Source organism: Rhodovulum sp. PH10, assembly GCF_000293785.1.
In the GTDB taxonomy this organism is placed as follows: Bacteria; Pseudomonadota; Alphaproteobacteria; order Rhizobiales; family Xanthobacteraceae; genus Rhodoplanes.
In genome coordinates this window covers 1-25,587 of sequence record NZ_AKZI01000049.1, presented here as the reverse complement: position 1 = coordinate 25,587, position 25,587 = coordinate 1, and the positions used below count along the sequence as shown (strand labels likewise).

Sequence of the window (25,587 nt, the reverse complement as noted above, 5' to 3'; positions counted from 1 at the left end):
CTTCGACCCGGCGATCCATCAAACCGAAAACAAAGACGTTTTTCGATTTGTGATGGATGCGCGGGTCGAGCCCGCGCATGACGGACGCATGCAATAGAGGTGATGTGTGCACGCCGTAGCCCGCGAGCGGGGAGAGGGCGGGGGTGAGGGGCAGGCGTGGCGCGAGAGACGGGACGCCTCCTCACCCGGAGTTCTCGCTGTCGCTCGGACTCCGACCTCTTCCCCGCGAGCGGGGAGAGGTGAGGTCGGCACCGACAAAGAAAAAGTCCCGCGCCTTGCGACGCGGGACTTTGGATCGCGCCGTCGGCCCCCCCGGCCCGGCGCGTCGCGGGTGGACCGGCCGTCGCCGGTCCGTGGCCCCCGCCCCCCTCAGTTCGTCGACACCGCGGCGACGCGGCCGACCGACTGGCTGGCGCCCGGCGCCAGCACCACCACGGTCGCGCCCATCTTGGCGCGCTCGTAGAGGTCGATCACGTCCTCGTTGGTCATCCGGATGCAGCCCGACGAGATCGCCGAGCCGATATATTCCGGCTGGTTGGTGCCGTGGATGCGGTACAGCGTGTCCTTGCCGTTCTGATAGAGATAGAGCGCGCGGGCGCCGAGCGGGTTCGCCGGGCCGCCGGCGACGTGATCGGGCAAGCCCTCGATGCGCCGCTTGATGTCCGGGGTCGGCGTCCAGCCCGGCCACTCGGCCTTGCTGCCGACCTTGGCGACGCCGGAGAAGGCGAGCGCCTCCTCGCCGACCGCCACGCCGTAGCGGATCGCCTTGTGGTCGTCGAGCACGTAATAGAGATAGCGCGCATCGGTATCGACCAAAATCGTCCCCGGCGCTTCCTTGCGCGTGTAGTCGACGATGTGCCGCTGGAAGTTCTGCGGGATCGTCGCCTTCGCATAAGGCGCGTGAGCGAGCAGCTCTTTGTCACGAGGCTTCAGATTTGCCTCGGGTGCCGGCGCGAGCTGGGCCGTGACACAGCCGCCGAGCATCAAACCGGCGACGACAACAACGATTGCTTTCGGAGTCATCTCGGGCCCCACACCGTCCACTTTCCGACGTCTTGATTGTCTCGACTCGTGTTTAACCAAAACGCCCCTGTGCTTCCAGGCTTCGCCACCGGACCGTGACACGAACACACGACGATGTTGCGAGATTGCCGCACTTTCCGTGAAAGCGGCGAAAGTGCGGCACCGGACGGACGCTTCCGTGGCCCATGCTGCCGTGCATGACCTGTGGTTCTGGATCGGCATGGGTGGTTCTTAATCGGCCGTTTAACATGGGGGAGTCAGTAATCGACATCGTGGTCGTGCGCTGCCCGGCATCGAAAAGCCCCGTGATCGGGCCTTTTCCAACCCAATTTCGCCGAGGTGGCCGGGCAGGACGGCGCGACCGGCCCGAAGGACGGGCGGCACTCAGGAGCGTTCAGATGAGCAAGTCTCACCCTACACTCGGCGCCGCGGCGGCGCCCGAGGACCCCGAAGATCTGCATTACGGCCGTATCGGCATCGCGGCTGTCGCGGCGGCCATCGACTGCCAGCATCTGCCGCCACCGAAGTCGGACGTGAAGACGTTCGTCGATGACGAGGAGTGCTGGGGCGGCGACCTGACCTACGCGGCCTGACGCGCGGTCCTTCGCCCCTGCGGCCTTCGCCCCCGCGGCCTGCGCGCCGCGACGACGAACGCCACGGACGCCGCCTTTCCGGCCGCGGGACGCGCCGGACGGCGAGACGAGCCTGCACGATGCTGCGCCGCGCCCGCGACGCAGCCGGACCCTCCGGCTTTCCCGACCGGGTTCCCACCAGCGGTTTTCGACGCGCGGTTTTCGACCCGCGGTTTCCGACGCGCTCGAATTCGAGAGCGCTCGTCGAACGCGCTTGCCGGAGCGGCCGATTCGCGCTAGCGCGCGCCTTCGAGGCGACCACGTCCCGCGCGGCGATGGACTCCGAAAATTGCAGTCCCGCTTCGGCGGATCCCGAAACATCGCCGAGGAACGCGGATGCTGGTGGTCAGGTCGGTCTCCGGGACCTCGCTCGAGAGTTGGGTCGTCGAGCCGGAGGGCGGCGAGATCGCCGACAGCGCGGTCTGGATCGATCTCTTCTCGCCGGTGCCTCCCGAGGGGGCGCTGGTGGAGCGCGCCGTCGGCGTCGCCATGCCGACCCGCGAGGAGATGCAGGAGATCGAGCCGACCAGCCGTCTCTATGTCGAGAACGGCGCGCGCTACATGACCGCCACGCTGATGTGCCGCTCGGAGTCCGACGAGCCGACCACCTCCGCCGTCACCTTCATCCTCACCGGCCACCGCCTGATCACAGTGCGCTACGACGAGCCGCGCCCGTTCAGCCTGGTCGCCAACCGGCTCGCCCGCCAATGCCCGCCGAGCATCAGTGGCGAGACCGTGCTGATGGAGCTGCTCGACGCCATCATCGACCGCTCGGCCGACATCCTCGAGCGGATCAGCGCCGACGTCGACGGCCTGTCGCGCTCGATCTTCGATCCCGACCGGCCCGGCGCCGACCGCGGCCAGAGCCACGACGTGCTGCGCAATATCGGCCGCACCGGCGACGTCACCTCCAAGGCGCGCGAATGCCTGGTCTCGATCGGCCGGCTGCTGCTCTATCTCGCCAACGAGGCCGACGGCATGCGCTGGGCAAAGGACCAGCGCGCGCTGCTCAAGGGCATGCAGCGCGACGTCCAGGGCTTGTCCGACCACGCGACCTATCTCGCCAACAAGATCACCTTTTTGCTCGACGCCATGGTCGGCGTGGTGACGATCGAGCAGAACAACATCATCAAGATCTTCTCGGTGGTCTCGGTGGTGCTGATGCCGCCGACCCTGATTGCCTCGATCTACGGCATGAACTTTCGCGACATGCCCGAGCTCGCGCTCGACTGGGGCTATCCGGCGGCGCTCGTGCTGATGGTGGTGGCGGCGGTGGTTCCTTACGTGTTCTTCAAGTGGAAGAAGTGGCTCTGAGCGAGCGATGGTGGTATTTTGCTCCGGTTCCCGATCGGGTTCCGACTCCGGCCGCGGCCGGCGTCGCCCAAACGTCGGGAAAAACGCCATCGTACGCGCAAATCGTGCCGCGACCCTGGTCATTCCGGGGCGTGGGCGGTAAACCCGCCGCGGGCGGACCGGTGCCTGATCGGAATCAAGGCGTGGTCCGCGTGATCGTTTATCATTCATTACTGTGCGATCGGCCGCATGGCGGCTACTATCCATAGCTGCTATAGGCGCGGGATCTCCAACAGCGGGCCAAGGGACATGCACGCGACCATCAGTATTCCCACCTATGTGAAGAGCGCGAGGCTGAAAGCCTGGGTCATGGACATGGCCGAGCTTCTCAAGCCCGACAACATCCACTGGTGCGACGGGTCGCAGGCCGAGTACGACCGCTTCTGCGAGGAGCTGGTGAAGAGCGGCACCTTCACCAAGCTCGACTCCGAGAAGCGCCCCGGCTGCTTCCTCGCCCGCTCGGACCCGAGCGACGTCGCCCGCGTCGAGGACCGCACCTACATCTGCAGCGTCAAGAAAGAGGACGCCGGACCCACCAACAACTGGATGGATCCGAAGGAGATGAAGGCGACCCTCGGCAAGCTGTTCGACGGCGCGATGAAGGGACGCACGCTCTACGTGATCCCCTTCTCGATGGGCCCGATCGGCTCGCCGATCTCCTATATCGGCTACGAGATCACCGACTCGCTCTACGTCGTCACCAACATGAAGCTGATGACCCGCATGGGTCGCGCGGTCGACGAGGCGCTCGGCGATTCCGACACCTTCGTGCCGTGCCTGCACTCGGTCGGCATGCCGCTCGAGCCGGGTCAGAAGGACATTCCGTGGCCGTGCAATCCGACCGTGAAGTACATCGTGCACTTCCCGGAGGAGCGGCTGATCTGGTCGTACGGCTCGGGCTACGGCGGCAACGCGCTGCTCGGCAAGAAGTGTCTCGCGCTGCGCATCGCCTCGGTGATCGGCCGCGACGAGGGCTGGATGGCCGAGCACATGCTCATTCTCGGCGTCACCGACCCGAAGGGCCGCAAGACCTACGTCGCCGCCGCCTTCCCGAGCGCCTGCGGCAAGACCAACTTCGCCATGCTGATCCCGCCCAAGGAGATCGAGGGCTGGAAGGTCACCACCATCGGTGACGACATCGCCTGGCTGAAGCCGGCCGCCGACGGCAAGCTCTACGCGATCAATCCGGAGGCCGGCTATTTCGGCGTCGCGCCCGGCACCAACTACAAGACCAACCCGAACGCGATGATCTCGTGTTCGAAGAACACGATCTTCACCAATGTCGCGCTGACCGACGACGGCGACGTGTGGTGGGAGGGCATGGACGGCGAGCCGCCGGCCCACGCGATCGACTGGCAGGGCAACGACTGGACGCCCGGCTGCGGCCGCAAGGCGGCGCACCCGAACAGCCGCTTCACCGCCCCGGCCGGCCAGAACCCGGCGATCGATCCCGACTGGGAGAACCCGAAGGGCGTGCCGATCTCGGCGCTGGTGTTCGGCGGGCGCCGCTCGACCGTGCCGCCGCTGGTCTATCAGCCGCTCTCGTGGGCGTTCGGCGTCTATGCCGCCGCGACCATGGGCTCGGAGATGACCGCCGCCGCGTTCGGCAATATCGGCCAGGTGCGCCGCGACCCGATGGCGATGATCCCGTTCTGCGGCTACCACATGGGCGCCTACTTCAACCACTGGCTGGACATGGGCCGCAAGTTCCCGATCCCGCCGCGAATCTTCTGCGTCAACTGGTTCCGCAAGGACAAGGACGGCAACTTCCTGTGGCCGGGCTACGGCGAGAACATGCGCGTGCTGAAGTGGATCGTCGAGCGCTCCAACGGCAGCGCCCGCGCGGTCGAGGGCCCGCTCGGCTACTCGCCGACCTACGAGGACCTCGACTGGCGCGGCCTCGACTTCACCCGCGAGCAGTTCGATGCGGTGATGTCGGTCGACCGCGAGGAGTGGATGAAGGAGCTCGTCAGTCACGAGGAGCTGTTCATCAAGCTGTTCGACAAGCTGCCGAAGGAGCTCCTGTCGGTCCGTGATCTCCTGATCAGCGGCCTCTACCGCTCGCCCAGCAAGTGGCAGCCGCCGGAATACGGCACGGTCAACAGCTGACCTTTTCGCGGCCTCGGCCGCGGTTTCGAGACGACGCGATGGCCGGGCCGAAAGGTCCGGCCATCTGCGTTTTCGGGGGAGGGGGGGCCGGATTTAGGGGAGGGGCCGGAGCACTTTTCAGCGAGGTTCGCGTGGTGTTTCCGCTCGTCCCCGCGAAACGCGGGGACCCAGAAGCCACACGAGGAAACGTTCGAAAAGCCCGGGTTCCCGCTTTCGCGGGAACGCGGCCTTTCTCCTCGTGGTGAGGGCGCTCGAAGAACGCGTCTCGAACCACGAGGCCCGCTCGGCGCAACGTCTCGCATTCGACGATGCAGCGACACGGGCGCGCCTCGTTGGATTGCATGTCGCGCATGCTCGCCGCCGCGACGGCTTCCGTCGACCCTCGGCGCGACGATAAGATCGAGCAAACGTCCCAAAAGCCCGCCCGAAACGAGTGGTAGAAAAAATGCCCGTCCAAATTCCTCACTTCATCGCCGGCGCTCGCGTCGCCGGCCGCAGCGGCAGGACCGCGCCGGTGTTCGATCCCGCGACCGGCGAGCAGTCCGGCACCGTGCCGCTCGCGTCTCGCGCGGAAATCGATGCCGCGGTCACGGCTGCCCGAAATTCCTTTCCGGCCTGGGCCGCCACCCCGCCGCTGCGCCGCGCGAGAATCCTCAGCCGGTTCCTGCGGCTGCTCGAGGAGCGCATCGACACGCTCGCCGCGGTGATCACCGCCGAGCACGGCAAGGTCTTGTCCGACGCGCGCGGAGAGGTGCAGCGCGGGCTCGAGGTGGTGGAGTTCGCCACCGCCGCGCCGCATCTCCTGAAAGGCGAGGTGACCGAGAATGTCGGCACGCAGGTCGACAGCCATTCGGTGCGCCAGCCGCTCGGCGTCGTCGCCGGCATCACGCCGTTCAACTTTCCGGCGATGGTGCCGATGTGGATGTTTCCGGTCGCGCTCGCCTGCGGCAACTGCTTCGTGCTGAAGCCGTCGGAGCGCGATCCCTCCGCCTCGCTCCTGATTGCGGACTGGCTGAAGGAGGCGGGCTTGCCCGATGGCGTGTTTTCGGTGGTGCACGGCGACAAGGAGGCGGTCGATGCGCTTCTGGAGCATCCCGACATCGCCGCGGTGTCGTTCGTCGGCTCGACCCCGATCGCAAAGTACGTCTACGAGACCGCGACGCGCACCGGCAAGCGGGCGCAGGCGCTGGGCGGCGCCAAGAACCACATGGTGGTGATGCCCGATGCCGATCTCGACCAGGCGGTCGACGCGCTGATGGGCGCGGCCTACGGCTCGGCCGGCGAGCGCTGCATGGCGGTGTCGGTCGCGGTGCCGGTCGGCGAGAGGACGGCCGACGCGCTGGTCGCGCGGCTCGCCCCGCGCGTGCGGGCGCTGAAGATCGGACCCGGCACCGACCCCGAGGCCGAGATGGGGCCGCTGGTGACCAAGCAGCATCTCGACAAGGTGCGCGGCTATGTCGATCTCGGGGTCGAGGAGGGCGCCGAGCTGGTGGTCGACGGGCGCGGCCTGCGGCTGCAGGGCCACGAGAACGGCTACTTCATCGGCGGCACGCTGTTCGATCGCGTCACCACCGGCATGCGCATCTATCAGGAGGAGATTTTCGGGCCGGTGCTGGCGGTGGTGCGGGCAAAGAATTTCGAGCAGGCGGTCGGGATGATCAACGATCATCAGTTCGGTAACGGCACCGCGATCTTCACACGCGACGGCGACGCCGCCCGCGAGTTCGCCCACCGTATCCAGGTCGGCATGGTCGGCATCAACGTGCCGATCCCGGTGCCGATGGCGTTCCACGCGTTCGGCGGCTGGAAGGCGTCGCTGTTCGGCGACCATCACATGCACGGGGCCGAGGGCGTGCGCTTCTACACGCGGCTGAAGACCATCACCTCGCGCTGGCCGACCGGCATCCGCGCCGGCGCCGAGTTCGTGATGCCGACGATGACGTGATTTGATGCCGACGGCGAGAGAGTTCGACCTCGTCCTGAGGAGCACTCCGAAGGAGTGCGTCTCGAAGGACGAGGGCACGTACGATGGCGAGGCTCGGGCCTCATCCTTCGAGACGGCCGCTTCGCGGCCCCTCAGGATGAGGTGACAGCTTCGCGCCGTTGGCACGAAGACGGGACGACCTCTCCCCGCAAGTGGGGAGAGGTCGAGGACGAGATCACACGTGCTGGCCGCCGTTGATGTGGATCTCTGCGCCGTTCACGTAGGACGAGGTCTCGGTGCACAGCACGTAGATGATCTTCGCCACCTCGTCGGTGGTGCCGAGCCGCTGCATCGGGATCTGCTGGACGATCTTGTCGGTGCCGGGAGAGAGGATCGCGGTGTCGATCTCGCCCGGCGCGATCGCGTTGACGCGGATGCCGAGCCGGCCGAAATCGGCCGCCATCTCGCGGGTCAGCGCGGCGAGCGCGGCCTTCGAGGTGCCGTAGGCCGCCCCCGCGAACGGGTGCACGCGGGAGCCGGCGATCGAGGTGACGTTGACCACCGAGCCCTTCACCGCCTTCAGCTCGTCGAGCAGGCCGCGCGCCAGCATCACGGGGGCGAAGAAGTTCACCTGGAACACCGACTGCCAGACGTCGAGCGTGGTGTTGATGGTGCCGAGCCGGCCGCCTTCCTCGTCCTTGGGCGAGATGCCGGCATTGTTGACCAGCGCGTGCAGCTCGCCGTTCAGCCGCTCCTTCACCTCGGCGATCGCCTCGCGGGTGGAGGCCGGATCGGCGAGGTCGACCTGCAGATGGTCCTCGGCGCCCGCCTCCCACGGGCAGTTCTCCGGAAAGGCGTGGCGCGAGCAGGTGATCACCCGCCAGCCGGCGGCCTGGAAGCGCTTGACGGTGGCGTGCCCGATGCCGCGGCTCGCGCCGGTGAGCAGCAGCGTGCGGCGGGGCTGGTTCGACAGGCTTTGCGACATCGGGTTCGGCCTCCGGCTCGACGGGCGGTCACGGATAGAGGCGGATCTTCATCCACGGCGTCCCGGTGCGCTCGCGCCGAAAAACGATGCGGTCGTGCAAGCGGAACGGACGGTCGTGCCAGAACTCGATCGACAGCGGGCTGATGCGATAGCCGACCCAGGTTTCCGGGCGAGGCACGGCGCCGATCGCGTATTTGGCGGTGTAGTATGCCACCGACTTCTCGAACGCGAGCCGGCTTTCGAGCGGGGTCGACTGCTTCGAGGCCCAGGCGCCGATCTGCGACATCTTCGGCCGGCTGGCGAAATAGGCGTCCGCCTCCTCGTCCGAGATCACGCTCACCGGGCCGCGCAGCCGCACCTGGCGGGCGAGCGACTTCCAGTGGAACACCGCGGCCGCCGACGGGTTGGCGGCGATCTCCTGGCCCTTCTGGCTCGAGGTGTGCGTGTAGAACACGAAGCCGCGCTCGTCGTGGCCCTTCAGGAGCACCATGCGGACGTTCGGCATGCCGCCGGCGTCGGCGGTGGCGAGCGCCATCGCGTTCGGGTCGGACGGCTCGCGCTTCGCCGCGTCGGCGAACCAGTCGTCGAACAGCACGAACGGATCGTCGGACGTGGTGAAATCATCGGATGTTAACGGTTTTTGATTTTCATTTGCGTGTGGGTCGGACATCGGGTGGGGTACCTTCTTGGCGAACGCGCAGCCGGCACGCGGGGCGAAGCTCGGGGCCTGGTCGACGACCGGGCGAGAGGCCGAGAATACGGTCGCACCGGAATTCGGATCGCAGCCTTATAGGCCCGTGCGAGCCCGCCGCCTATCGCGGTGTCGTGCGGCACGAGCGCTCGCGTCGACGCTGGTGCTGGCGGCCGCGTTCGCTGCCGGGGGTTGCAGCGTGTCCTACCGGCTCGGCTCGCTACTCGGCCCCGAGGACGAGAAGGCGGCGGAGGCGGCGATCACCGGATCGATCCCGAGCGCCGCAGCCTCGGTGAAGCCCGTCGGTGGCGCCGAGTCCGGCAGCGGGGCCGAGAAGGGCGGCACCGGGGTCGGCGAGGCCGATCTCGCGCTCGCGAAGCTCGCCATCTCCGATGCGCTCGGCACCCGCGGCACCACCCGCTCGACCCCGTGGGAGAACCCGCTCACCGGCGCGCGCGGAACGGTCACCCCGTTGAGCGCGACCTACCGGCAGGACGGCCGGCAGTGCCGCGATTTCCTGGCGAGCCACGTGCGCGAGGGCCGCGAGACCTGGCTCGAGGGCGGCGCCTGCAAGAGCGCCCACGGCCGCTGGGAGGTGCTTCGCCTGAAGCCCTGGAAGCAGGCCTGAGAGGCGCGACGACGCCGGCGGAGAGATCGTCGTCGAGCCGCCCCGCGCCATTCCGCCGTTGCGAAAAGCGTTTGTTCCCCCCACATTTGGCAGCGAGAACCGGGCGCCGTGCGCCCTTTCACGAAATTCGGAGTTCGATACTGATGCGCAACCCCTACGACGTGCTCGGGGTGCCGCGTTCGGCGGATGCCAAGGCGATCAAGAGCGCGTTCCGCAAGCTCGCCAAGAAGCTGCACCCCGACGCCAACAAGAACGATCCCGACAGCGCCAAGCGGTTCGCCGAGGTGAATTCCGCCTACGAGATCGTCGGCGACGAGAAGAAGCGGGCGGCGTTCGACCGTGGCGAGATCGATGCCGAGGGCAAGCCGCGCTTCCACGGCTTCGAGGGTTTCGGCGCCCGGCCGGGCGCCGGGGCCGGAGCCGGTGCGGGACCGGGCGGCGCCCATTTCGAGAGCTTCTCGTTCGGCCAGGACGGCTTTCGCCGCGCCGGCGGCGGACCGGGCGGCCGGGCCGGTGGCGGCTTCGCCGGCTTCGAGGACATTCTGAAAGACGTGTTCGGTGGCGCCGCCGGCATGCAGGGCGGACGACGCAGCGGCTTTGCGGGCGGCCCCGGTGGGTTCGGTCCGCACGGCATGGAGGCCGACGAGTTCGAGCGGCGCCCGGCCGGCCGCGACGTCGAGGTGGCGGTGACCATCACGCTCGACGAGGCGGCGCACGGCGGCACCCGCCGGGTGCATCTGCCGACCGGCAAGGAGGTCGAGGTGAAGATCCCGGCCGGCCTGTCGGACGGCAAGCAGATCCGCCTCAAGGGCCAGGGCTTTGCCGGCCCCGGCACGGCCGGCGATGCGCTGATCACCGTGAAAGTCGCGCCGCATCCGCTGTTCGAGCGCGACGGCGCCAATCTGCGCATCGACGTGCCGATCACGCTCTACGAGGCGGTGCTCGGTGGCAAGGTGCGGGTGCCCACCCTCGACGGCGCGGTGGAGATCACGATTCCCGCCGGCACCTCGAGCGGCCGCACCTTTCGGATCAAGGGCAAGGGCCTGCCGGACAAGCAGGCGACCGGCGACCTGCTCGCCGCGATGAAGATCGTGCTGCCGAAGGAGCGCGACGCCGCGCTCGAGGCCTTGATGCGCCGGTGGCGCGACGACACGCCCTACGATCCGCGGCGCGACCAGGAGTGACGTGACGGGCAAAGGGCGGGCCGAGCCGACCCGCTCCGTCATGGCCGGTGGGACGGTCTTCACCTCTCCGCACATGCGGGGGAGAGGTCGCGAGCGAAGCGAGCGGGTGAGGGGGGCTGCCGCGGCATCGTCGCGAGCGAGAATCGCGCTGCGACGAAGCATCGAACCAAAAATCCGTGCGTTGCGACCAAGGGACGGCCGGCGCACGGCGCGGGCCTCGAGGAGCACGGCATGTCCACCACCGCCTGGATCGTTCTCGGCCTTCTGGTCGTTCTCGTCCTCTATGTCGCCGCCACCTACAACGGGTTGGTGGCGATGCGGCAGCGGGTGAACCAGGCATTCGCCGACATCGACGTGCAGCTGAAGCAGCGGCACGACCTGATCCCGAACCTCGTCGAGACGGTGAAGGGCTACGCGACCCACGAGCGCACCACGCTCGAGGCGGTGGTCGCCGCCCGCAACCGCGCGATCACGGCGCAGGGACCGGACCAGCAGGTCGCCGCGGAAAACCAGCTCACGGGCGCGCTGCGCCAGCTCTTCGCGCTCTCCGAGGCCTATCCGGATCTGAAGGCCAACACCAATTTCCAGCAGCTCCAGAGCGAGCTCTCCGACATCGAGAACAAGCTCGCCGCGGCGCGCCGCTTTTTCAACAACGCCGTCTCCGAGTACAACGCGGCGATTCAGCAGCTTCCCGCCGCGCTGTTCGCCGCCTCGCTCGGCTTCCACGAGAAGCCGTTCTTCGATGTCGGCGAGGAGGCGCGCCCCACCCTCGAGCAGGCGCCGCAGGTGAAGTTCTGACGCTGCGGTCCTCTCCCCGCGCAACCGGCCGGGAGCCGGCATGGCTTACGGGCTCTACACCCACATCCGGGCCAATCGGCGCCGCACCGTCGCGCTGCTGATCGGGCTGTTCGCGCAAGTCTATGTGCTGGTCTATGCCGGCGCGCTCGCCGGCGAGGCGCTCACCGTCGACGCCGATCTCGCATGGCTGATGGCGCAGGCGTGGCGGGATTTCCTCCAGGCGCTGCCCTGGGCGACCGCCGGCACCGCCGTGTGGATCGCGATCGCCTACCGGTTCCACCAGACGATGATCGACGCCGTCACCGGCGGGCGCACTGTGACCCGCACCGATGTGCCGCGGCTGTGGAATCTCCTGGAAAACCTCTGCATCTCGCGCGGCATCACCATGCCGCGGCTGACGGTGATGGAGAGCGACGCGCTCAACGCCTTCGCGACCGGCCTGAACGAGAAGCAATACGCGGTGACGGTGACGACCGGCCTGTTGTCCCGGCTCGATGACGCCGAGATCGAGGCGGTGCTCGGCCACGAGCTGACCCACATCCGCAACGGCGACGTCCGCCTGATGGTGATCGCCACGGTGGTCGCCGGGGTGATCGGCTTCTTCGCCGAGCTTCTGTTCCGCGTCGGCCTGCGTGGCGGCATCGGCTGGGGTGGCGGGCGCTCGCGGCAGAGTGGCGGGGGCGACGACGGCGGGCGAGGGCGGGGCGGCGGCGGTGGTGCCGTCGTCGCGATCCTGATCGCGGTGGCGCTGGTGGCGCTCGCCTGGGCCTTGTCGCAGACCATCCGCTTCGCGCTGTCGCGCTCGCGCGAGTTTTTGGCGGATGCCGGGTCGGTCGAGCTGACCAAGAACCCGGACGCGATGATCTCGGCGCTGCGCAAGATCGAGGGCCGCGGCGAGCTGCCGGGCGCGACCTCCGCGGTGATGGAGATGTGCGTCGACAATCCGCGCTCGGGCTTCGCCGATCTGTTCGCCACCCATCCGCCGATCGAGGTGCGCATCGACGCCTTGGTGAAATTCGCCGGCGGCCGCGATCCCGGCCCGATCGCCTTTCCGCCGCAGGAGGGGGCGGGGGCGTCAGCGTCCGGCGCGCCGGCCGGCGAGGTGGGGGCCGGCGAGGCCGGACCGTGGGGGGCGCCGTCCCCCGCAGGCGGGCCGCCTCCGCTCGACGTGCCGCCCGAGGTGCCGTCCGATTTGCCGCCCGAATCACCGCCCGCTTCTTCGCCCGCCCCGTGGGGTCCGCGGCCCCCACCCGATCCACCCGTCGGTCCGTCGTCCGGTCCACCGCTACCGCCGACCGCCGCGCCACCCGCCGGTCCGTGGGGTCCGCGACGCTGATCTCCGTGGACGACGGGCTTTTGTGAAGCCTCCGGACATGCGTGGCTCGCCGTGCTGGCGTAACCTTGCGCCAACTGATTCGGTCATTCCGGAAGGATCGTCATGGCGAGTCCCGCAGTCGTGCTGGTGGGGGCGGACAAAGGCGGCGTCGGCAAGACGACGGTCGCGCGCACGCTGCTCGACTACCTGATCGCCCGCAAGGTGCCGACCCGCGCGTTCGACACCGAGTCGCCCAAGGGCACCCTCAAGCGGTTCCATCCCGACGTCACCGAGATCGTCGACATCACCACCGTGCCGGACCAGATGCGCATCTTCGACTCGCTGTCGGACGCGCAGGTGACGGTGATCGACGTCCGCGCCGGCCTGCTCACCCCGACGCTCAAGGCATTGCGCGACATCGGCTTCACCGAGGCGGCGCGAAAGGGCCAGATCAGCCTGACGCTGTTCCACATCCTCGGCCCCTCGATCTCCTCGCTCGAGGAGATCGCCGGCACCGCCGAGCACGTGGCCGGCACGCGCTACTACCTGGTGAAGAACTTCATCAACAACACGTCGTTCTTCGAGTGGGACCGCGCGACCTACGAGAACTACTTTCGGCGCATCCAGGGCGTCACCGAGATCACCATCCCGAAACTCAACGAGCTGGCCGCCGAGCAGGTCGAGCTCGCCTCGGTGCCGTACCTCACCTTCGTCGCCAACAAGGGGCGAAAGGGTGATTCGGCCGGCTACTCCTTCGTGCTGCGCGGCTATGTGCGACACTGGCTGAGCCATGTGTGGGCGGAGTACGACCGCATCGGCCTGTGCGAGGCGCTCTGCCCGCGCGAGGTCGTGCAGCTGCGCGCCCAGGGCGGCTGACCGGCGGGCTGCGCCCGGGAGACCGGGCGCGGTCGGGCAAGGGCGTTCCGACGAAAAAATCGTCGCGGTGGAGAAGCGCCCGCTGCGTGCGGCCGCGGCCCGCGAACGGCTTGCATCCGCCCCCTCGGAGCGCCGATAACGGCGACGGCCGGGCGCCGTCGCGCCCCCGCTCCGGGACCAGCCGCATGGAGTTTCATCACCGGTTCGAGCTGCCGTTGCCGCCCGCAGAAGCGTGGCGTCTGGTGACCGATCTCGACCGCCTCGCGCCCTGCCTGCCGGGCGTCTCGGTGCGCCGGCGCGACGCCGCCAGCTGGGACGCGCGGGCCGACCTGCGGCTCGCCGGCTTCGTGGTCGCCGCCGAAGGCACGGTGACGCTCGCGGACGCCGACGAGACCGATCTGGCCTGCGTCTATGCGGTGGAAGGCCGCGACCAGGGCCGCTCCCGCACCGCGCCGGTGCCGACGCGCGTCGTGCTGCGCGTCTCGTCGGCCGAAGCGGGCGCCTGTATCGAGGCGGACGCGGCGGTGCCGCAGGCGGCCACCGTGGTCGGCCGCAGCGGCCGCGGCCTCGTGCAGGCGACCGCGCAGCGTTTGCTCGCCGACGTCGCCTCCCGCCTCGTCGCCGCCTGCCGCGAGAGCCCGCCGCTCGCGCCCCTCGGCGCGGACGAGGCCGTCGTGCCCGTCGTCGCCTCGTCGCAAAAAATGCTCGCCGACCAGGCGCTCGCCGCGGCGGTGCGCTCCGGCGCGCTGGCCGGTCGCCGGGCGCGTGCCCGCGCGAACGGCCGCCGGGCCCGCCTTTTCGCCGCGCTGCGCGACCGTCTGCGCAGCCTGTTTCGCCGGACACGATCCTGATGCACGATCTTCTTTATCGCCTGGTCCGCCCCGCGCTGTGGATGCTCGAGCCCGAGCAGGCGCACAATGTCGCGCTCGACGTTCTCAAGCGGGGCCTGCTGCGCCCGAAACCCGAGCCCGACGACCCGGTCCTCGCCACGCGGGTGTTCGGCCTGTGGTTCCCGAACCCGGTCGGGCTCGCCGCCGGCTTCGACAAGAACGCCGAGGTGGTCGACGCCATGTTCGGCTTCGGCTTCGGCTTCGTCGAGGCCGGCACGGTGACGCCGCTGCCGCAGCCCGGCAATTCCGGCCGCCGCATGGTGCGGCTCACCGAGGACGAGGCGGTGATCAATCGCTTCGGCTTCAACAATCTGGGACTGGTGGCGTTCACCGACCGCCTGGCGGCGCGCCGCCGCGACGGCACCGCCCGCGGCATCTGCGGGGCGAACGTCGGCAAGAACCGCAACGCCGCCGACGCGGTCGCCGATTACGTCACCGGCATCACGGCGGTGACGCCGCACGCCGATTATCTCGTGGTCAACGTCTCCTCGCCCAACACGCCGGGGCTTCGCGGGCTGCAGGCGCGCGAGCCGATCGAGACGCTGTTGAAGGCGACGCTCGCGGCGCGCGCGGGCGCGGTGCCGGCGGGCCGCAGGGCGCCGCCGCTGCTGGTCAAGGTCGCGCCCGACCTCGACGAGGACGAGCTGCGCGACATCGCCGAGGTGGTGATCGCGACCGGCGTCGACGGCATCGTCGTCGGCAACACCACGATCTCGCGCCCGTCGACGCTGAAGAGCAAGTGGCGCGACGCCGAGGGCGGGCTGTCCGGCCGGCCGCTGATGCGCCTCTCGACCGAATGCCTTCGCGCGATGTACCGGGCGACCGAGGGCAAGGTGCCGATCGTCGGCTGCGGCGGCATCTCGAGCGGCGAGGACGCGTATGCCAAGATCCGGGCCGGCGCCTCGCTGGTGCAGCTCTATTCGGCGCTGGTCTTCCACGGCCCCGGCTTTGCCGAGACGGTCAAGCGAGACCTCGCAAAGCTGCTCCACCGCGACGGTTTTGCCAGTGTCGCCGCGGCGGTGGGCGCCGATCACCACCGATAAAGGCGAGGCCGGAGGTTCGTCACCCCTCCGACAGCGCCAGCGGGCGCTGGTCGAGCGGCGTCAGCAGGATCGTCGCGACGGCGATCGGCGCGCCCGGCGTCTTCGGCAGCACGACCAGAAGCTTGCCGTCCGGGGTGCTGCGCACCAGCCGGTCGACGAGATCGATGCCGAGGCCGTGCACGGCCTCCGGCGGCAGCGTACGCACCGCGGTCGAAGCCATCGCCGCGGCGATCGTCTCGCCCTCCTGGATCGTGACGCCGCGCAAGAGGGCGCGTTCCGCGAGCCGCCCGATCGGCAGCGCCAAGCCCTCGATGCGGCGGGCGGCCGGCAGCGGCACCCGCAGGCGAATGTCACCCGTGGGCGTCCTCAGGCAGGTCACCTCGACCGGCACGGTGGTCTCGCCAGCGAGCAGCGTCACGGTGATCGTTCCGCACGGCAGATCGCCGAGCACGTCGCCCGGCAGGTTGCCGGCGGCGGACTGGGCATAGAGCCAGCCGGCGAGCGGCGACAGCCCGGCGAGGCTCGCCGCCGGCCACATCGGCGGCACCGGCATCGCGACGAGTTCGGGCAGGGCGCGGGCGATCGCCAGCGGCTTCGCGTGGTCGGGATCGGCGAGCGCGACCCGGTTCCGGGTACCGAGATTGACGTCGTGGCGGGTCGAGCCGAGCAGCACCAGCTCGTCGTCGGTCGGCAGCAGTAGAAGCCGGGCGAGGATCGCCGCGCTCCACTGCGCCGCGACGGAAAGATCGGCGAACGGGTCGAAGCCCGGCCCGTCGAAATCGCCGATCGTGTCGGCGAAATGCACCGCGCCGTCCTGCGCCGCCTGCGCCAGCGCGAGCTGCGCCGGATCGCGCAGGTCGGGCTCGCGCAAAACCTCGCCGTGGCGATAGGCGCGCACGCTGCCGGTCGGCGCGCAGCACAGCTGCTCGAGCACCGCGACGTTGCGCAGCAGCGCCTCCTTTGCGAGCGGAGGGATCACCAGGTCGCTCGAGAAGCCTTCGGCGGTGTCGGGGCCGAGATCGTCGGTCGCCGCGTCCCGGGTGAGCAGATAGAGGCCGTGCAGCCGCGGCCCGCGGTCGCCGGCGCCGGCGCCGGCGCCGGCGAGGTCGAGCGCGCGGCGCAATCCCTTCTGCACCGAAGCACTGTAGCCGAGATCGACCAGCACCAGATCGGTGCAGGCGTCGTAGTCGGGAATGGAGCGGCGCAGATGGGCGAGGAGCCCGGCGCGCATCGTTTCCGCGAGCCCGGCCAAAACCTTGCGGCCGAGCATGCGGGGCAGCGCCGCGGCGAGCTCGGCGCCGTCGGTGCGGCCGCCCGGCTTGCGGCCGAAGAATTTTCTCAGCACCGGCGCGTCGAGGCCGAGCATGGCGACGGTGGCCGGATGGTCGATCACGTCGATCGGGTCGAGCAGCGGCGCAAAACCCTTCGGGCCGTCGGCGCCGGCCAGCAGCGCGGTGCGGCGGTTGATCTCGACATAGGCCGCCGGCCGTTTCGGGTGCAGCCGGCGCCACAGCCGGTGCGACAGCATGCCGTCGCGGGCGAGGAAGGCGACCGCGACCCGGCCGCCCTTCGCCTCGAGCGTCTCCACCCGGTCGGCGACGAAGCGGTCGAACGCCGCCATCACCGGGCCGAGCACGGTGGCGCCGAGCGCGTATCCCGGACGGCGATCGAACAGGCTGCGGGCGGCGCGGCGGCGGGCGGTGCGAAAGCCCTGGTCGAGCCGCGATCCGGTCGCCCCGGCCGGCACCAGCTGCGAGAACAGCGCCGCCTCGCGCTGCAGCACGCCGGCGAAACCGGGTGCCGCCTGCGCCCACGGCCGGGTGGCGATGCCGAGCTTTTGCGGCGCCGCGCCATCGGCGACCGGGTGGTCGCCGTAATGGATCAGCGCGCCCGGCGCGATCTTTTCGCCGGCGAGAACGCGCTCGAACAGGCGGTCGGATTTTCCGGTGCCGTGCTCGCACGAGGCGTAGAGAAAGTCCCAGGCGAGGCCCGGTCGGCAGTGGCGCAGCAGCAGCGCGAGGCGCGCCGCGCTCCAATAGGTGTCGGAGACGAAGCCGGTGCGGGCGCCGCTCTCGCGCGCCTCCTGGTAGAGCCAGGCGACCTCCGGGTCGATCACGCACAGATCGAGCTCGGCGCGGAACTCGGCCTCGACCAGATCCTCGACGGTGCGGTCCGACAGCCCGAACAGGTTTTTCGGAAAGAGCGCGTAAATGTCCTCGATGCCCACCTCGCGGGTGCGGCCGCCGCGTCCGCGTTTTCGCGCGCGCGCTTCCGCCGCGCGGCGGTGCTGGACGAAGCTCTCGACCAGGCCGGGGCGGGCGACGTCGGCGCCGGCGTGGTGGCAGGCGCGCTCGAACACTCCGTCCGGGGTGGTGGTGCGGCGCATCAGAAGCGTGTCGAACAGGTCGAACGACACCGCGGCATAGGCCGGCGCCGGATGCCCGGAAAAGCCGTCGTCGCCGGTGGTGCCGCGCGGCGCGGTGATCGTCTGGTCGTATCCATCGTCGCGCATGGCCGCTCCCTCCCCGTTGTCCTTCCTGTAAACGCGGGAGCGCGTCGATCCGGGCGCGCCGTGTCGTGGCGGCGCCGTTGCCCGGCCGGCGTGTGGGCGCGAAGGTCGATCAGAAAGTGCGCATCTGCAGCCGGTTGCCGCGCACCTGCCAGCTTTCCAGCCGGTCGAGGAAGCTCATGCCGAGCAGGCTGGTCTTGAGCTGGCCGGGCGGGGCGATCAGCGCCGGCACCGAGCGCTCGACGATGCCGCCGATGCCGATCCGGTCGAGCGTCACCGAGGCCGCCTGGGCGCGGCCGTTCGCGGTGTCGACGCTGACATTGTACTTGATGAAGTCGAGCGGCAGGCCGGCCGCCTTGGCCGCCTCGTGGGTCAGCACCACGGCGCTCGCGCCGGTGTCGAGCACCATCGGCACGGTCGCGCCGTTCACCTGGGCGCGGATCTGGAAGTCGCCGGCCCGGCCGCGGGCGATCTCGACGGTCTGGCCGCGGGTCACCGCCCGGCCGGGCATCACCTCCGCCAGCATCCGCTCGCCCACCTCGCGCAGCTCGAAGCGGAAGGTGTAGCCGGCCACCAGCGCGAGGCCGATCACCGCCCAGATCAGCCCCCATTGCAGCGCTTGCAGCACCCGGTCGCGAAACGCCGTGAGCACTGCGACGCCGACCAAAATCACCACGCCGATCTTGGCGAGCAGCGAGACGAGGTCGCGATCGGCGAGCCCGCCGGTCAGCGCCTCCTGGCGCTGCGTCACCAGCACCGCGAGCCCCGCGAGCGCGACCAGCAAGCCGACCCACACCGCCGATCGACGCATCGTCATCCCGTCCCGTCCATCCGATAGGCCGTGGCGGGCGCTCCGCCCGCGACGGCGCGACCATACGAACCCGCCGCCCCGAAAGGCAACTCGTCATGAGCGTGTCGCGGGAAGTCAGCCGTCGAGCCGGAACATGCGCAGCCGGCGGCGCAGCGACATCGGCCCTTCGGTGCCGGTCGGCAGCGGCGGCGGCACGTCCTCCGGCGCGATCGGTCCTTGCTCGGGGATCGGCTCGAGTGCCGTCATCACCCGCTCCGGCGGGAAGGTGACGACCACCTCGGTGCCCTCGCGCAGCTTCGACTTCAGGGTGAAGGTGCCGCCGTGCAGGTCGATGATGCTCTTGACGATCGGCAGCCCGAGCCCCGCCCCCTGCTCGGCGGACTTGATCGCGTTCGAGCCCTGGCCGAACGAATCGAGCACCACCGGGATCTCGTCCTCCGGGATGCCGGGGCCTGTGTCGCGCACCGAGAGATACTGCCCGCCGGCATTGGTCCAGCCGACCTTGAGCCACACCTCGCCGCCCTGCGGGGTGAATTTTATCGCGTTGGACAACAGGTTGAGGCACACCTGCCGGACCGCGCGCTCGTCCGCCCACAGTTTCGGCATGTCGGGCTCGAAGCTTTCGTGAATGGTGATTCCGCGGTTCCTGGCGCGCAGCTTGAGGAGGTGGTGGCACTCCTCCACCGTCATGGCGAGGCCGACGACCTCCTCGTTGAGCTCGTAGCGGCCGGCCTCGATGCGAGACAGATCGAGGATCTCGTTGATCAGGCCGAGCAGGTGGACGCCGGAATTGTGGATGTCGTTCGAATAGTCCTTGTAGGCGGCGACCACGTGCGGGCCGAAAATCTCGTTCTTCATCACCTCGGAGAAGCCGAGAATGGCGTTGAGCGGCGTGCGCAGCTCGTGGCTCATCTGGGCGAGGAAGCGCGATTTCGCGACATTCGCCCCCTCGGCGCGGCGGCGCGCCTCGTCGGACTTGGCCTTGGCCTGCTCGAGCTCGCCGATCAGCGCGTCCTTCTCGGCCCGCGCCTCGAGCGTCGCGAGATTCGAGGAGTGGATGCGGAACGACAACAGCGCGAAATAGCACTGCGCGGTGATCGCCATCGCGCCGAGAATGTAGCCCTGCACCGAGCCCGACAGGAAGAAGTTCAGCGCCACCGCGGTCGCCACCGGCACGGTCGCCGCCAGCACGGCGATCGGCAGGCTCGACGCCAGCATGCTGGCGACCGCCACCACCAGGAGCATCACGAACAGGTTGAAGGTGCCGGCGCCGTCGTACTCGCCGATCGGCCGCAGCAGCTGGATCATCCAGGCGAGGCCGAGAAACAATTCGAGCATCACGAAGCGCAGCCGCCAGCGCTTGGCGGTCGGCGTGCCGGCCGGCTCGCCGAGGAACTTGCGGCACATGACGATGATGATCGCGTGGATCACCAGCATCGTGACGGTCCAGGTGACCGCCTCGAGCGCGTCGTCCCACACCGCCGACAACAGGCCGATCGACAGGATCAGCAGGAGAATGACCAGCGAGCCCGACAGCCGGTTCTGGGCGTATTGCCGCAACAGCTCGACATCGAAGGCCGGCCGCGTGCCGGTGGTCGAGGTCAGCCGGTCGCGTGCCTCCCGCACCCGCTGGGACGCACGCCGCCGCTGCGCCGCGAGCGCCTTCTCGGCGGAGGTGAGGCCGGGCTGATCCGGATTCGCGAGGGTCATGCGCGCCCAGTGTGGTTCGAACCACGCCAGAATCGCGCCCAAATGTTAAATTCGGGCTTAGGCGGTATTAAGCGAATGCATAGAATTGCATTTTTTCGCCGCCGCCCGGCTCCGCCTCACCGCTCCAGGCGAGCGATCAGGCTCGATGTGTCCCACCGGTTGCCGCCCATCGCCTGCACCTCGGCATAGAATTGGTCGACCAGCGCCGAGAGCGGCAGGGTCGCGCCGTTGCGGCGCGCCTCGGCGAGACAGATTCCGAGGTCCTTGCGCATCCAGTCGACCGCGAAGCCGAAGTCGAACTCGCCCGCCGCCATGGTTTTGTGCCGATTCTCCATCTGCCAGGACTGGGCGGCGCCCTTGGAGATGGTGGCGATCAGCTTCTCGGTGTCGAGCCCGGCCTTTTTCGCGAAGTGCAGTGCCTCGGCGAGCCCCTGGACCACGCCGGCGATGCAGATCTGGTTGCACATCTTGGCGAGCTGGCCGGATCCGGCCGGCCCCATCAGCGTGCAGGCCCGCGCATAGGCGTCGATGATCGGCGCAGCGCGGGAAAAATCGCCTTCGGCGCCGCCGCACATCACGGTGAGCACGCCGTTCTCGGCGCCCGCCTGGCCGCCCGACACCGGCGCGTCGATCGCGGCGAAGCCGGCCGCATCGGCCGCCACCGCGAGCTCGCGGGCGATCTCGGCCGAGGCGGTGGTGTGGTCGACGAACACCGCGCCCTTCGCCATGCCGGCGAACGCGCCGTCCGGCCCGAGCGTGACCTGGCGCAGGTCGTCGTCGTTGCCGACGCAGGCCATCACGAAGTCCTGGCCCTCGGCGGCGGCCTTCGGCGTCGTCGCGCTGCGCCCGCCGAATTTCTCCACCCAGCGTGCGGCCTTCTCGGCGGTGCGATTGTAGACCGTGACGTCGTGGCCGCCCTTGGTCGCGAGATGGCCGGCCATCGGGAAGCCCATCACGCCGAGCCCGAGGAAGGCGACTTTCGCCATGGTCCGAATCCTTTGTCGTGCGGTGTCTTGCGGGAGAAAGAACGGGTGGCCAATGTGCGCCTCGCGCGGCCTCCGTCAACCACCGATTCCGGGTGCGAGGCGGGCGGAACGCGGCGCGATATCGGCGACGGGGTGTCTTCATGGCGTGGTTGTTTCTGCTGCTCGCGGGCGCCTGCGAGATCGGCTGGCCGATCGGCCTGAAGCTCGGCTGGACCGCCGCCGGGGTGCGGCCGCTGTGGCTCGTCTTCGCCGTCGTGTGCATCACCGCGAGCGGCTTCCTGCTGCTCCTGGCGCAGCGCGAGATCCCGATGGGCACCGCCTATGCCGTGTGGACCGGGATCGGCGCGGTCGGCGCCTTCCTGGTCGGGGTGTTCGCCTTCGGCGACCCCGGCACGGCGATGCGGTTCGCCTCGGTCGGGCTGATCGTGCTCGGCATCGTCGGGCTGAAGCTCGCCTGAGCCTTGCGTGGCCGCCGGCAGTGCAGGGCCGATGGAGGGTCGGCGGCGTTGACCCCGCGGCGGCGGAACCTATGTTCGGCCGGACCGAACCCAATGTCCGAAAGAACGCCCGCGAGGCGGGCAGGAGGCACCATGGCCATCAGCAGGGATCAGGTTCTCGCCGCGCTGTCGCGGGTCACGAGCCCGGGCGGCGTCGCGCTGCCGGATACCGGCACCCTGTCGGAGATCGTGGTGAGCGAGGGCAAGGTGTTCTTCTCGATCGCGGTCGATGCCGGGGCGGTGAAGGCCTGGGAGCCGGTGCGCGAGGCGGCCGAGCGGGCGGTGCGCGCCATTCCGGGCGTTTCCGCCGCGATGGTGGCGCTGACCGCCGAGCGGGCGCCGGGCAGCGCCCGGCCGACCCCGGTGCGAACCTCCGGTCCGGCCGGCGGGGCCGGCAACGGCGGCGCGCCGCATGGTCATGCCCATCCGCATGCCCACCCGCATCCGCAGGGGCAGCCGCCGCAGCAGCCGGGCATTCCGGGCGTCGCCGCCATCATCGCGGTCGCCTCCGGCAAGGGGGGCGTGGGCAAGTCGACCACCGCCGTCAATATCGCGCTCGGGCTGCAGGCGATCGGCCAAAAGGTCGGGCTTCTGGACGCCGACATCTACGGCCCCTCGGTGCCGCGCCTTCTCGGCCTCAAGGGCCGGCCGACCTCCGGCCCCGGCAACAAGCTCCTGCCGCTGAAGGGGTTCGGGCTCGAGGTGATGTCGATCGGCTTCCTCGTCGAGGAGGAGACGCCGATGATCTGGCGCGGCCCGATGGTGATGTCGGCGCTGACCCAGATGCTGCGCGAGGTCGACTGGGGGCAACTCGACGTGCTGGTGGTCGACATGCCGCCCGGCACCGGCGACGCCCAGCTCACCATGGCGCAGCAGGTGCCGCTGAAGGGCGCGGTGATCGTCTCGACGCCGCAGGACCTCGCATTGATCGACGCGCGGCGCGGCATCGCGATGTTCCGCCGGGTCGACGTGCCGGTGCTCGGCATCGTCGAGAACATGAGCTACTTCCTGTGCCCCAAATGCGGCGAGCGCTCCGACGTCTTCGGCCACGGCGGCGCGCAGACCGAGGCGGCGCGGCTCGGCGTGCCGTTCCTCGGCGAGGTGCCGCTGCACATGGCGATCCGCGAGACGTCGGACGCCGGCAAGCCGGTGGTCGCCACCGAGCCGGACGGCCCGCACGCAAAAATTTACCGCGAGATCGCGACCCAGGTGCGCGACCAGCTCGCCGCCACCGGCGGCGCCCGCCAAGCGCCGAAGATCGTGGTGGAGTAGGGGGCTTTTCGGAGATGCCCGGTCGCGCTGGTGCGGTGTCGGACCGCGGGATATAGTGAGGCCATGACGAAACGCTCGGCCAGAGCCACTACCTCGGACCCGTTCGATCCGATCCGGAGCGAGCGGGACCGCCTGTGCGTCTTTCTGAAGGCCGCGGACGCCTTCGACGCGCGGCATGCCCGGTCCAAGGACACGGCGCAGCGGCAGCTCGAGAAGGAAGGGATCGTCACGCGGTCCGGAAAGCTGACGAAGCGCTTCGGCGGATGACGTGCACCGCCTCTCCTACGGCTTCGTCCTCGGGTATCACGGCTGTGACCTGACGGTCGGCGAGCGCTTGCTCGGCGGCGATTCCTTCACTCCGTCACAGAACGATTATGACTGGCTCGGCCCCGGGATTTATCTCTGGGAGGCCAATCCGCTGCGCGGCCTCGATTATGCCCGCGAGGCGATGTCCCGGAAGGGCTCGCGGATCACCACCCCGTTCGTGGTGGGCGCGGTGATCGACCTCGGAAACTGCCTCGATCTCACCACTGCGTTCGGCATCGGGGTGGTGAAGCGTGGCTACGAGTCGCTGAAGCGGTCGCATGCGGAGCTCGGCACGCCGATGCCGACCAACACGGCGGACCGCCTCCGCCGCCGGCTCGACTGCGCGGTGATCCAGCGCGTGCACTCGATCTTCGAGGATGCCGGCCTGCCGGCGTTCGATGCCGTACGCGGCGTGTTCACCGAAGGGCGGCCGGCCTACGAGGGCGCCGCGTTCGACGAGAAGACCCACGTGCAGATCGCCGTGCGCAATCCCGATTGCATCAAGGGCGTTTTTCGAGTGCCGCACCAGCATCTCGCGATGCCGGTCTGAACCCGCAGCCTGCAACCCGCCACCTGACACTCTCTTTCTCCCACCACACCTCCCGCTTGCGCCGGGTCTCGACTGTGCTAGGCATTTTCCCGTAGCATTCAGAGAACGAGAGCGGCCCGCATCGACGAGGCCGCCGGCCCTGCTCCCCGCCGCGTCCGCGCGGCAGTGAACGGACCCCGCCGCTCGCGCGGCAGCGACACGAGAGGAAGTCCCAGGATGAAGAGACGTCAGTTCCTCGGCGCGCTCGGCGCCGGCACCGCGGCCGCCGCCACCACCGTCGCCGCTCCGGCGATCGCCCAGTCCGCGCCGGAGGTGCGGTGGCGGCTCGCCTCGAGCTTCCCGAAGTCGCTCGACACGATCTACGGCGCCGCCGAGGTGATGGCCAAGCAAGTCTCGGACATGACCGACGGCAAGTTCCAGATCCAGGTGTTTGCCGGCGGCGAGATCGTGCCCGGCCTGCAGGCGCTCGACGCCACCACCTCCGGCACCGTCGAGATGTGCCACACGGTGTCCTACTATTACGTCGGCAAGGACCCGACCTTCGCGATCGCCGCCGCGGTGCCGTTCGGCCTCAATGCCCGCCAGCAGAACGCCTGGCTCTTTCAGAACGGCGGCAACGAGGAGTTCAATCGCTTCTTCAAGAAGTACGGCGTCTACGGCCTGCCGTGCGGCAACACCGGCACCCAGATGGGCGGCTGGTTCCGCAAGGAGATCAAGACGGTCGCCGATCTGCAGGGGCTGAAATTCCGGATCGGCGGCATCGCCGGGCAGGTGGTGCAGAAGCTCGGCGTGGTGCCGCAGCAGATCGCCGGCGGCGACATCTATCCGGCGCTCGAGAAGGGCACGATCGACGGCGCCGAATGGGTCGGCCCCTACGACGACGAGAAGCTCGGCTTCTACAAGGTCGCGCCCTATTACTATTATCCCGGCTGGTGGGAGGGCGGCCCGACCGTGCACGCCTTCGCCAACCTGGAAAAGTTCGAGGCGCTGCCGAAGACCTATCAGTCGATCCTGATCAATGCCTGCACCTATGCCAACACCGCCATGCTGGCGCGCTACGACATGCTGAACCCCGGCGCGCTGCGCAAGCTGATCGGCGGCGGCGCGCAGCTCCGCCCGTTCAGCAACGACATCCTGGAGGCCTGCTTCAAGGCGACCAACGAGCTGTGGGGCGAGATCTCGGAGAAGAACGCCGACTTCAAGACATTCATCGAGACGATGCAGAACTTCCGCAACGACGAGTATTTCTGGTGGCAGGTGGCCGAGTACAATTTCGACACCTTCCAGATCAGGAACCGCCCGCGCGGCTGATCGCCTGCGGCCTCGTGCCCGTCACGATGCAAAGCCCCGGAGCAATGCTCCGGGGCTTTTTCGCGCGTTTTCGACGGGTGCGAGGAGCAAAAAGAAAATCATACTGTTTCCGAATGATCAACTCGGACCATCGGCCACGGCACGGCCTCCACCTCTCCCCGGCGGGGAGAGGTCGGACCGCGAA

23 protein-coding genes are annotated in these 25,587 nt (G+C 69.3%); 16 read left to right on the top strand and 7 right to left on the bottom strand.

The window, feature by feature from the left end; genetic code table 11:
* Window positions 1–369 precede the first annotated feature (369 nt).
* On the bottom strand, window positions 370–1,023 hold the full coding sequence (locus A33M_RS09575) for a L,D-transpeptidase (RefSeq protein WP_040619945.1): 654 nt from the start codon (window positions 1,021–1,023) through the stop codon (window positions 370–372).
* 398 nt (window positions 1,024–1,421) lie between these two features.
* Here A33M_RS09575 and A33M_RS09570 point away from each other — a divergent pair, with 398 nt between their 5' ends.
* The 4 genes from A33M_RS09570 (at window position 1,422) to A33M_RS09555 (ending at window position 7,062) form a co-directional block, all read left to right on the top strand.
* Window positions 1,422–1,616, top strand: coding sequence for a hypothetical protein (locus A33M_RS09570; protein WP_040619943.1), 195 nt, complete (start codon window positions 1,422–1,424; stop codon window positions 1,614–1,616).
* 375 nt (window positions 1,617–1,991) lie between these two features.
* Window positions 1,992–2,969, top strand: coding sequence for a magnesium transporter CorA family protein (locus A33M_RS09565; protein ID WP_008386311.1), 978 nt, complete (start codon window positions 1,992–1,994; stop codon window positions 2,967–2,969).
* 288 nt (window positions 2,970–3,257) lie between these two features.
* Window positions 3,258–5,117 carry a phosphoenolpyruvate carboxykinase (GTP) gene (locus tag A33M_RS09560; RefSeq protein WP_008386306.1) on the top strand — a complete coding sequence of 620 codons (1,860 nt, stop codon included), beginning with the start codon at window positions 3,258–3,260 and terminating at the stop codon, window positions 5,115–5,117.
* A 445-nt stretch (window positions 5,118–5,562) separates the two neighbouring features.
* The gene (locus A33M_RS09555) at window positions 5,563–7,062 is read left to right on the top strand and encodes a CoA-acylating methylmalonate-semialdehyde dehydrogenase (RefSeq protein ID WP_040619941.1); all 1,500 of its coding nucleotides are present in this window, start codon (window positions 5,563–5,565) and stop codon (window positions 7,060–7,062) included.
* A 214-nt stretch (window positions 7,063–7,276) separates the two neighbouring features.
* On the opposite strand, the gene A33M_RS09550 is transcribed toward A33M_RS09555, so the two are convergent.
* Complete coding sequence (locus tag A33M_RS09550) at window positions 7,277–8,026, bottom strand: SDR family NAD(P)-dependent oxidoreductase (RefSeq protein ID WP_008386299.1); 750 nt, start codon at window positions 8,024–8,026, stop codon at window positions 7,277–7,279.
* A 28-nt stretch (window positions 8,027–8,054) separates the two neighbouring features.
* Window positions 8,055–8,621, bottom strand: a complete 567-nt coding sequence (gene pdxH, locus A33M_RS09545; protein ID WP_443212876.1) for a pyridoxamine 5'-phosphate oxidase — start codon at window positions 8,619–8,621, stop codon at window positions 8,055–8,057.
* A 295-nt stretch (window positions 8,622–8,916) separates the two neighbouring features.
* On the opposite strand from pdxH, the gene A33M_RS22295 reads away from it, so the two are divergent.
* The 7 genes from A33M_RS22295 to A33M_RS09510 all read left to right on the top strand — a co-directional run bounded on the left by A33M_RS22295 (window position 8,917) and on the right by A33M_RS09510 (window position 15,451).
* Window positions 8,917–9,345: an RT0821/Lpp0805 family surface protein gene (locus A33M_RS22295; RefSeq protein WP_008386294.1), complete on the top strand. Its 429-nt coding sequence runs from the start codon at window positions 8,917–8,919 to the stop codon at window positions 9,343–9,345.
* Between the two features lie 143 nt (window positions 9,346–9,488).
* Window positions 9,489–10,529 carry a DnaJ C-terminal domain-containing protein gene (locus tag A33M_RS09535; protein ID WP_008386292.1) on the top strand — a complete coding sequence of 347 codons (1,041 nt, stop codon included), beginning with the start codon at window positions 9,489–9,491 and terminating at the stop codon, window positions 10,527–10,529.
* Between the two features lie 231 nt (window positions 10,530–10,760).
* Window positions 10,761–11,327 carry a LemA family protein gene (locus A33M_RS09530; RefSeq protein WP_008386289.1) on the top strand — a complete coding sequence of 189 codons (567 nt, stop codon included), beginning with the start codon at window positions 10,761–10,763 and terminating at the stop codon, window positions 11,325–11,327.
* A 40-nt stretch (window positions 11,328–11,367) separates the two neighbouring features.
* A complete protein-coding gene (locus A33M_RS25230) occupies window positions 11,368–12,663 on the top strand; it encodes a M48 family metallopeptidase (protein WP_008386285.1) in 1,296 nt (431 codons plus the stop codon).
* 102 nt (window positions 12,664–12,765) lie between these two features.
* Window positions 12,766–13,518 (top strand): hypothetical protein, encoded by a 753-nt coding sequence (locus A33M_RS09520; RefSeq protein ID WP_040619940.1) that lies wholly within the window; start codon window positions 12,766–12,768, stop codon window positions 13,516–13,518.
* 185 nt (window positions 13,519–13,703) lie between these two features.
* Complete coding sequence (locus A33M_RS09515) at window positions 13,704–14,369, top strand: CoxG family protein (protein WP_008386281.1); 666 nt, start codon at window positions 13,704–13,706, stop codon at window positions 14,367–14,369.
* Window positions 14,369–15,451, top strand: coding sequence for a quinone-dependent dihydroorotate dehydrogenase (locus tag A33M_RS09510; RefSeq protein ID WP_008386280.1), 1,083 nt, complete (start codon window positions 14,369–14,371; stop codon window positions 15,449–15,451). Before A33M_RS09515 ends, A33M_RS09510 begins: the two co-directional genes overlap by 1 nt.
* 19 nt (window positions 15,452–15,470) lie before the next feature.
* Here the strand turns inward: A33M_RS09510 and A33M_RS09505 are convergent, their stop codons facing one another.
* The 4 genes from A33M_RS09505 to A33M_RS09490 all read right to left on the bottom strand — a co-directional run bounded on the left by A33M_RS09505 (window position 15,471) and on the right by A33M_RS09490 (window position 21,467).
* Window positions 15,471–17,963, bottom strand: a complete 2,493-nt coding sequence (locus A33M_RS09505; RefSeq protein ID WP_008386278.1) for a hypothetical protein — start codon at window positions 17,961–17,963, stop codon at window positions 15,471–15,473.
* Window positions 17,964–18,072: 109 nt separating this feature from the next.
* Window positions 18,073–18,777: a TIGR02281 family clan AA aspartic protease gene (locus tag A33M_RS24410; RefSeq protein WP_008386276.1), complete on the bottom strand. Its 705-nt coding sequence runs from the start codon at window positions 18,775–18,777 to the stop codon at window positions 18,073–18,075.
* 108 nt (window positions 18,778–18,885) lie between these two features.
* Window positions 18,886–20,481 carry a sensor histidine kinase gene (locus tag A33M_RS09495; RefSeq protein ID WP_008386274.1) on the bottom strand — a complete coding sequence of 532 codons (1,596 nt, stop codon included), beginning with the start codon at window positions 20,479–20,481 and terminating at the stop codon, window positions 18,886–18,888.
* 116 nt (window positions 20,482–20,597) lie between these two features.
* Window positions 20,598–21,467, bottom strand: a complete 870-nt coding sequence (locus A33M_RS09490) for an NAD(P)-dependent oxidoreductase (RefSeq protein WP_008386272.1) — start codon at window positions 21,465–21,467, stop codon at window positions 20,598–20,600.
* A gap of 140 nt (window positions 21,468–21,607) precedes the next feature.
* Here A33M_RS09490 and A33M_RS09485 point away from each other — a divergent pair, with 140 nt between their 5' ends.
* The 5 genes from A33M_RS09485 to A33M_RS09465 all read left to right on the top strand — a co-directional run bounded on the left by A33M_RS09485 (window position 21,608) and on the right by A33M_RS09465 (window position 25,403).
* The gene (locus A33M_RS09485; RefSeq protein ID WP_008386270.1) at window positions 21,608–21,925 is read left to right on the top strand and encodes a DMT family transporter; all 318 of its coding nucleotides are present in this window, start codon (window positions 21,608–21,610) and stop codon (window positions 21,923–21,925) included.
* 132 nt (window positions 21,926–22,057) lie between these two features.
* Window positions 22,058–23,236: an iron-sulfur cluster carrier protein ApbC gene (apbC, locus tag A33M_RS09480; protein ID WP_008386268.1), complete on the top strand. Its 1,179-nt coding sequence runs from the start codon at window positions 22,058–22,060 to the stop codon at window positions 23,234–23,236.
* A 63-nt stretch (window positions 23,237–23,299) separates the two neighbouring features.
* A complete protein-coding gene (locus tag A33M_RS09475) occupies window positions 23,300–23,503 on the top strand; it encodes a hypothetical protein (protein ID WP_008386266.1) in 204 nt (67 codons plus the stop codon).
* A 1-nt stretch (window position 23,504) separates the two neighbouring features.
* A complete protein-coding gene (locus A33M_RS09470; RefSeq protein ID WP_008386264.1) occupies window positions 23,505–24,092 on the top strand; it encodes a hypothetical protein in 588 nt (195 codons plus the stop codon).
* Window positions 24,093–24,308: 216 nt separating this feature from the next.
* Entirely contained in the window at window positions 24,309–25,403 is a 1,095-nt protein-coding gene (locus A33M_RS09465; RefSeq protein WP_008386262.1) for a TRAP transporter substrate-binding protein, read from the top strand.
* Window positions 25,404–25,587 lie beyond the last annotated feature (184 nt).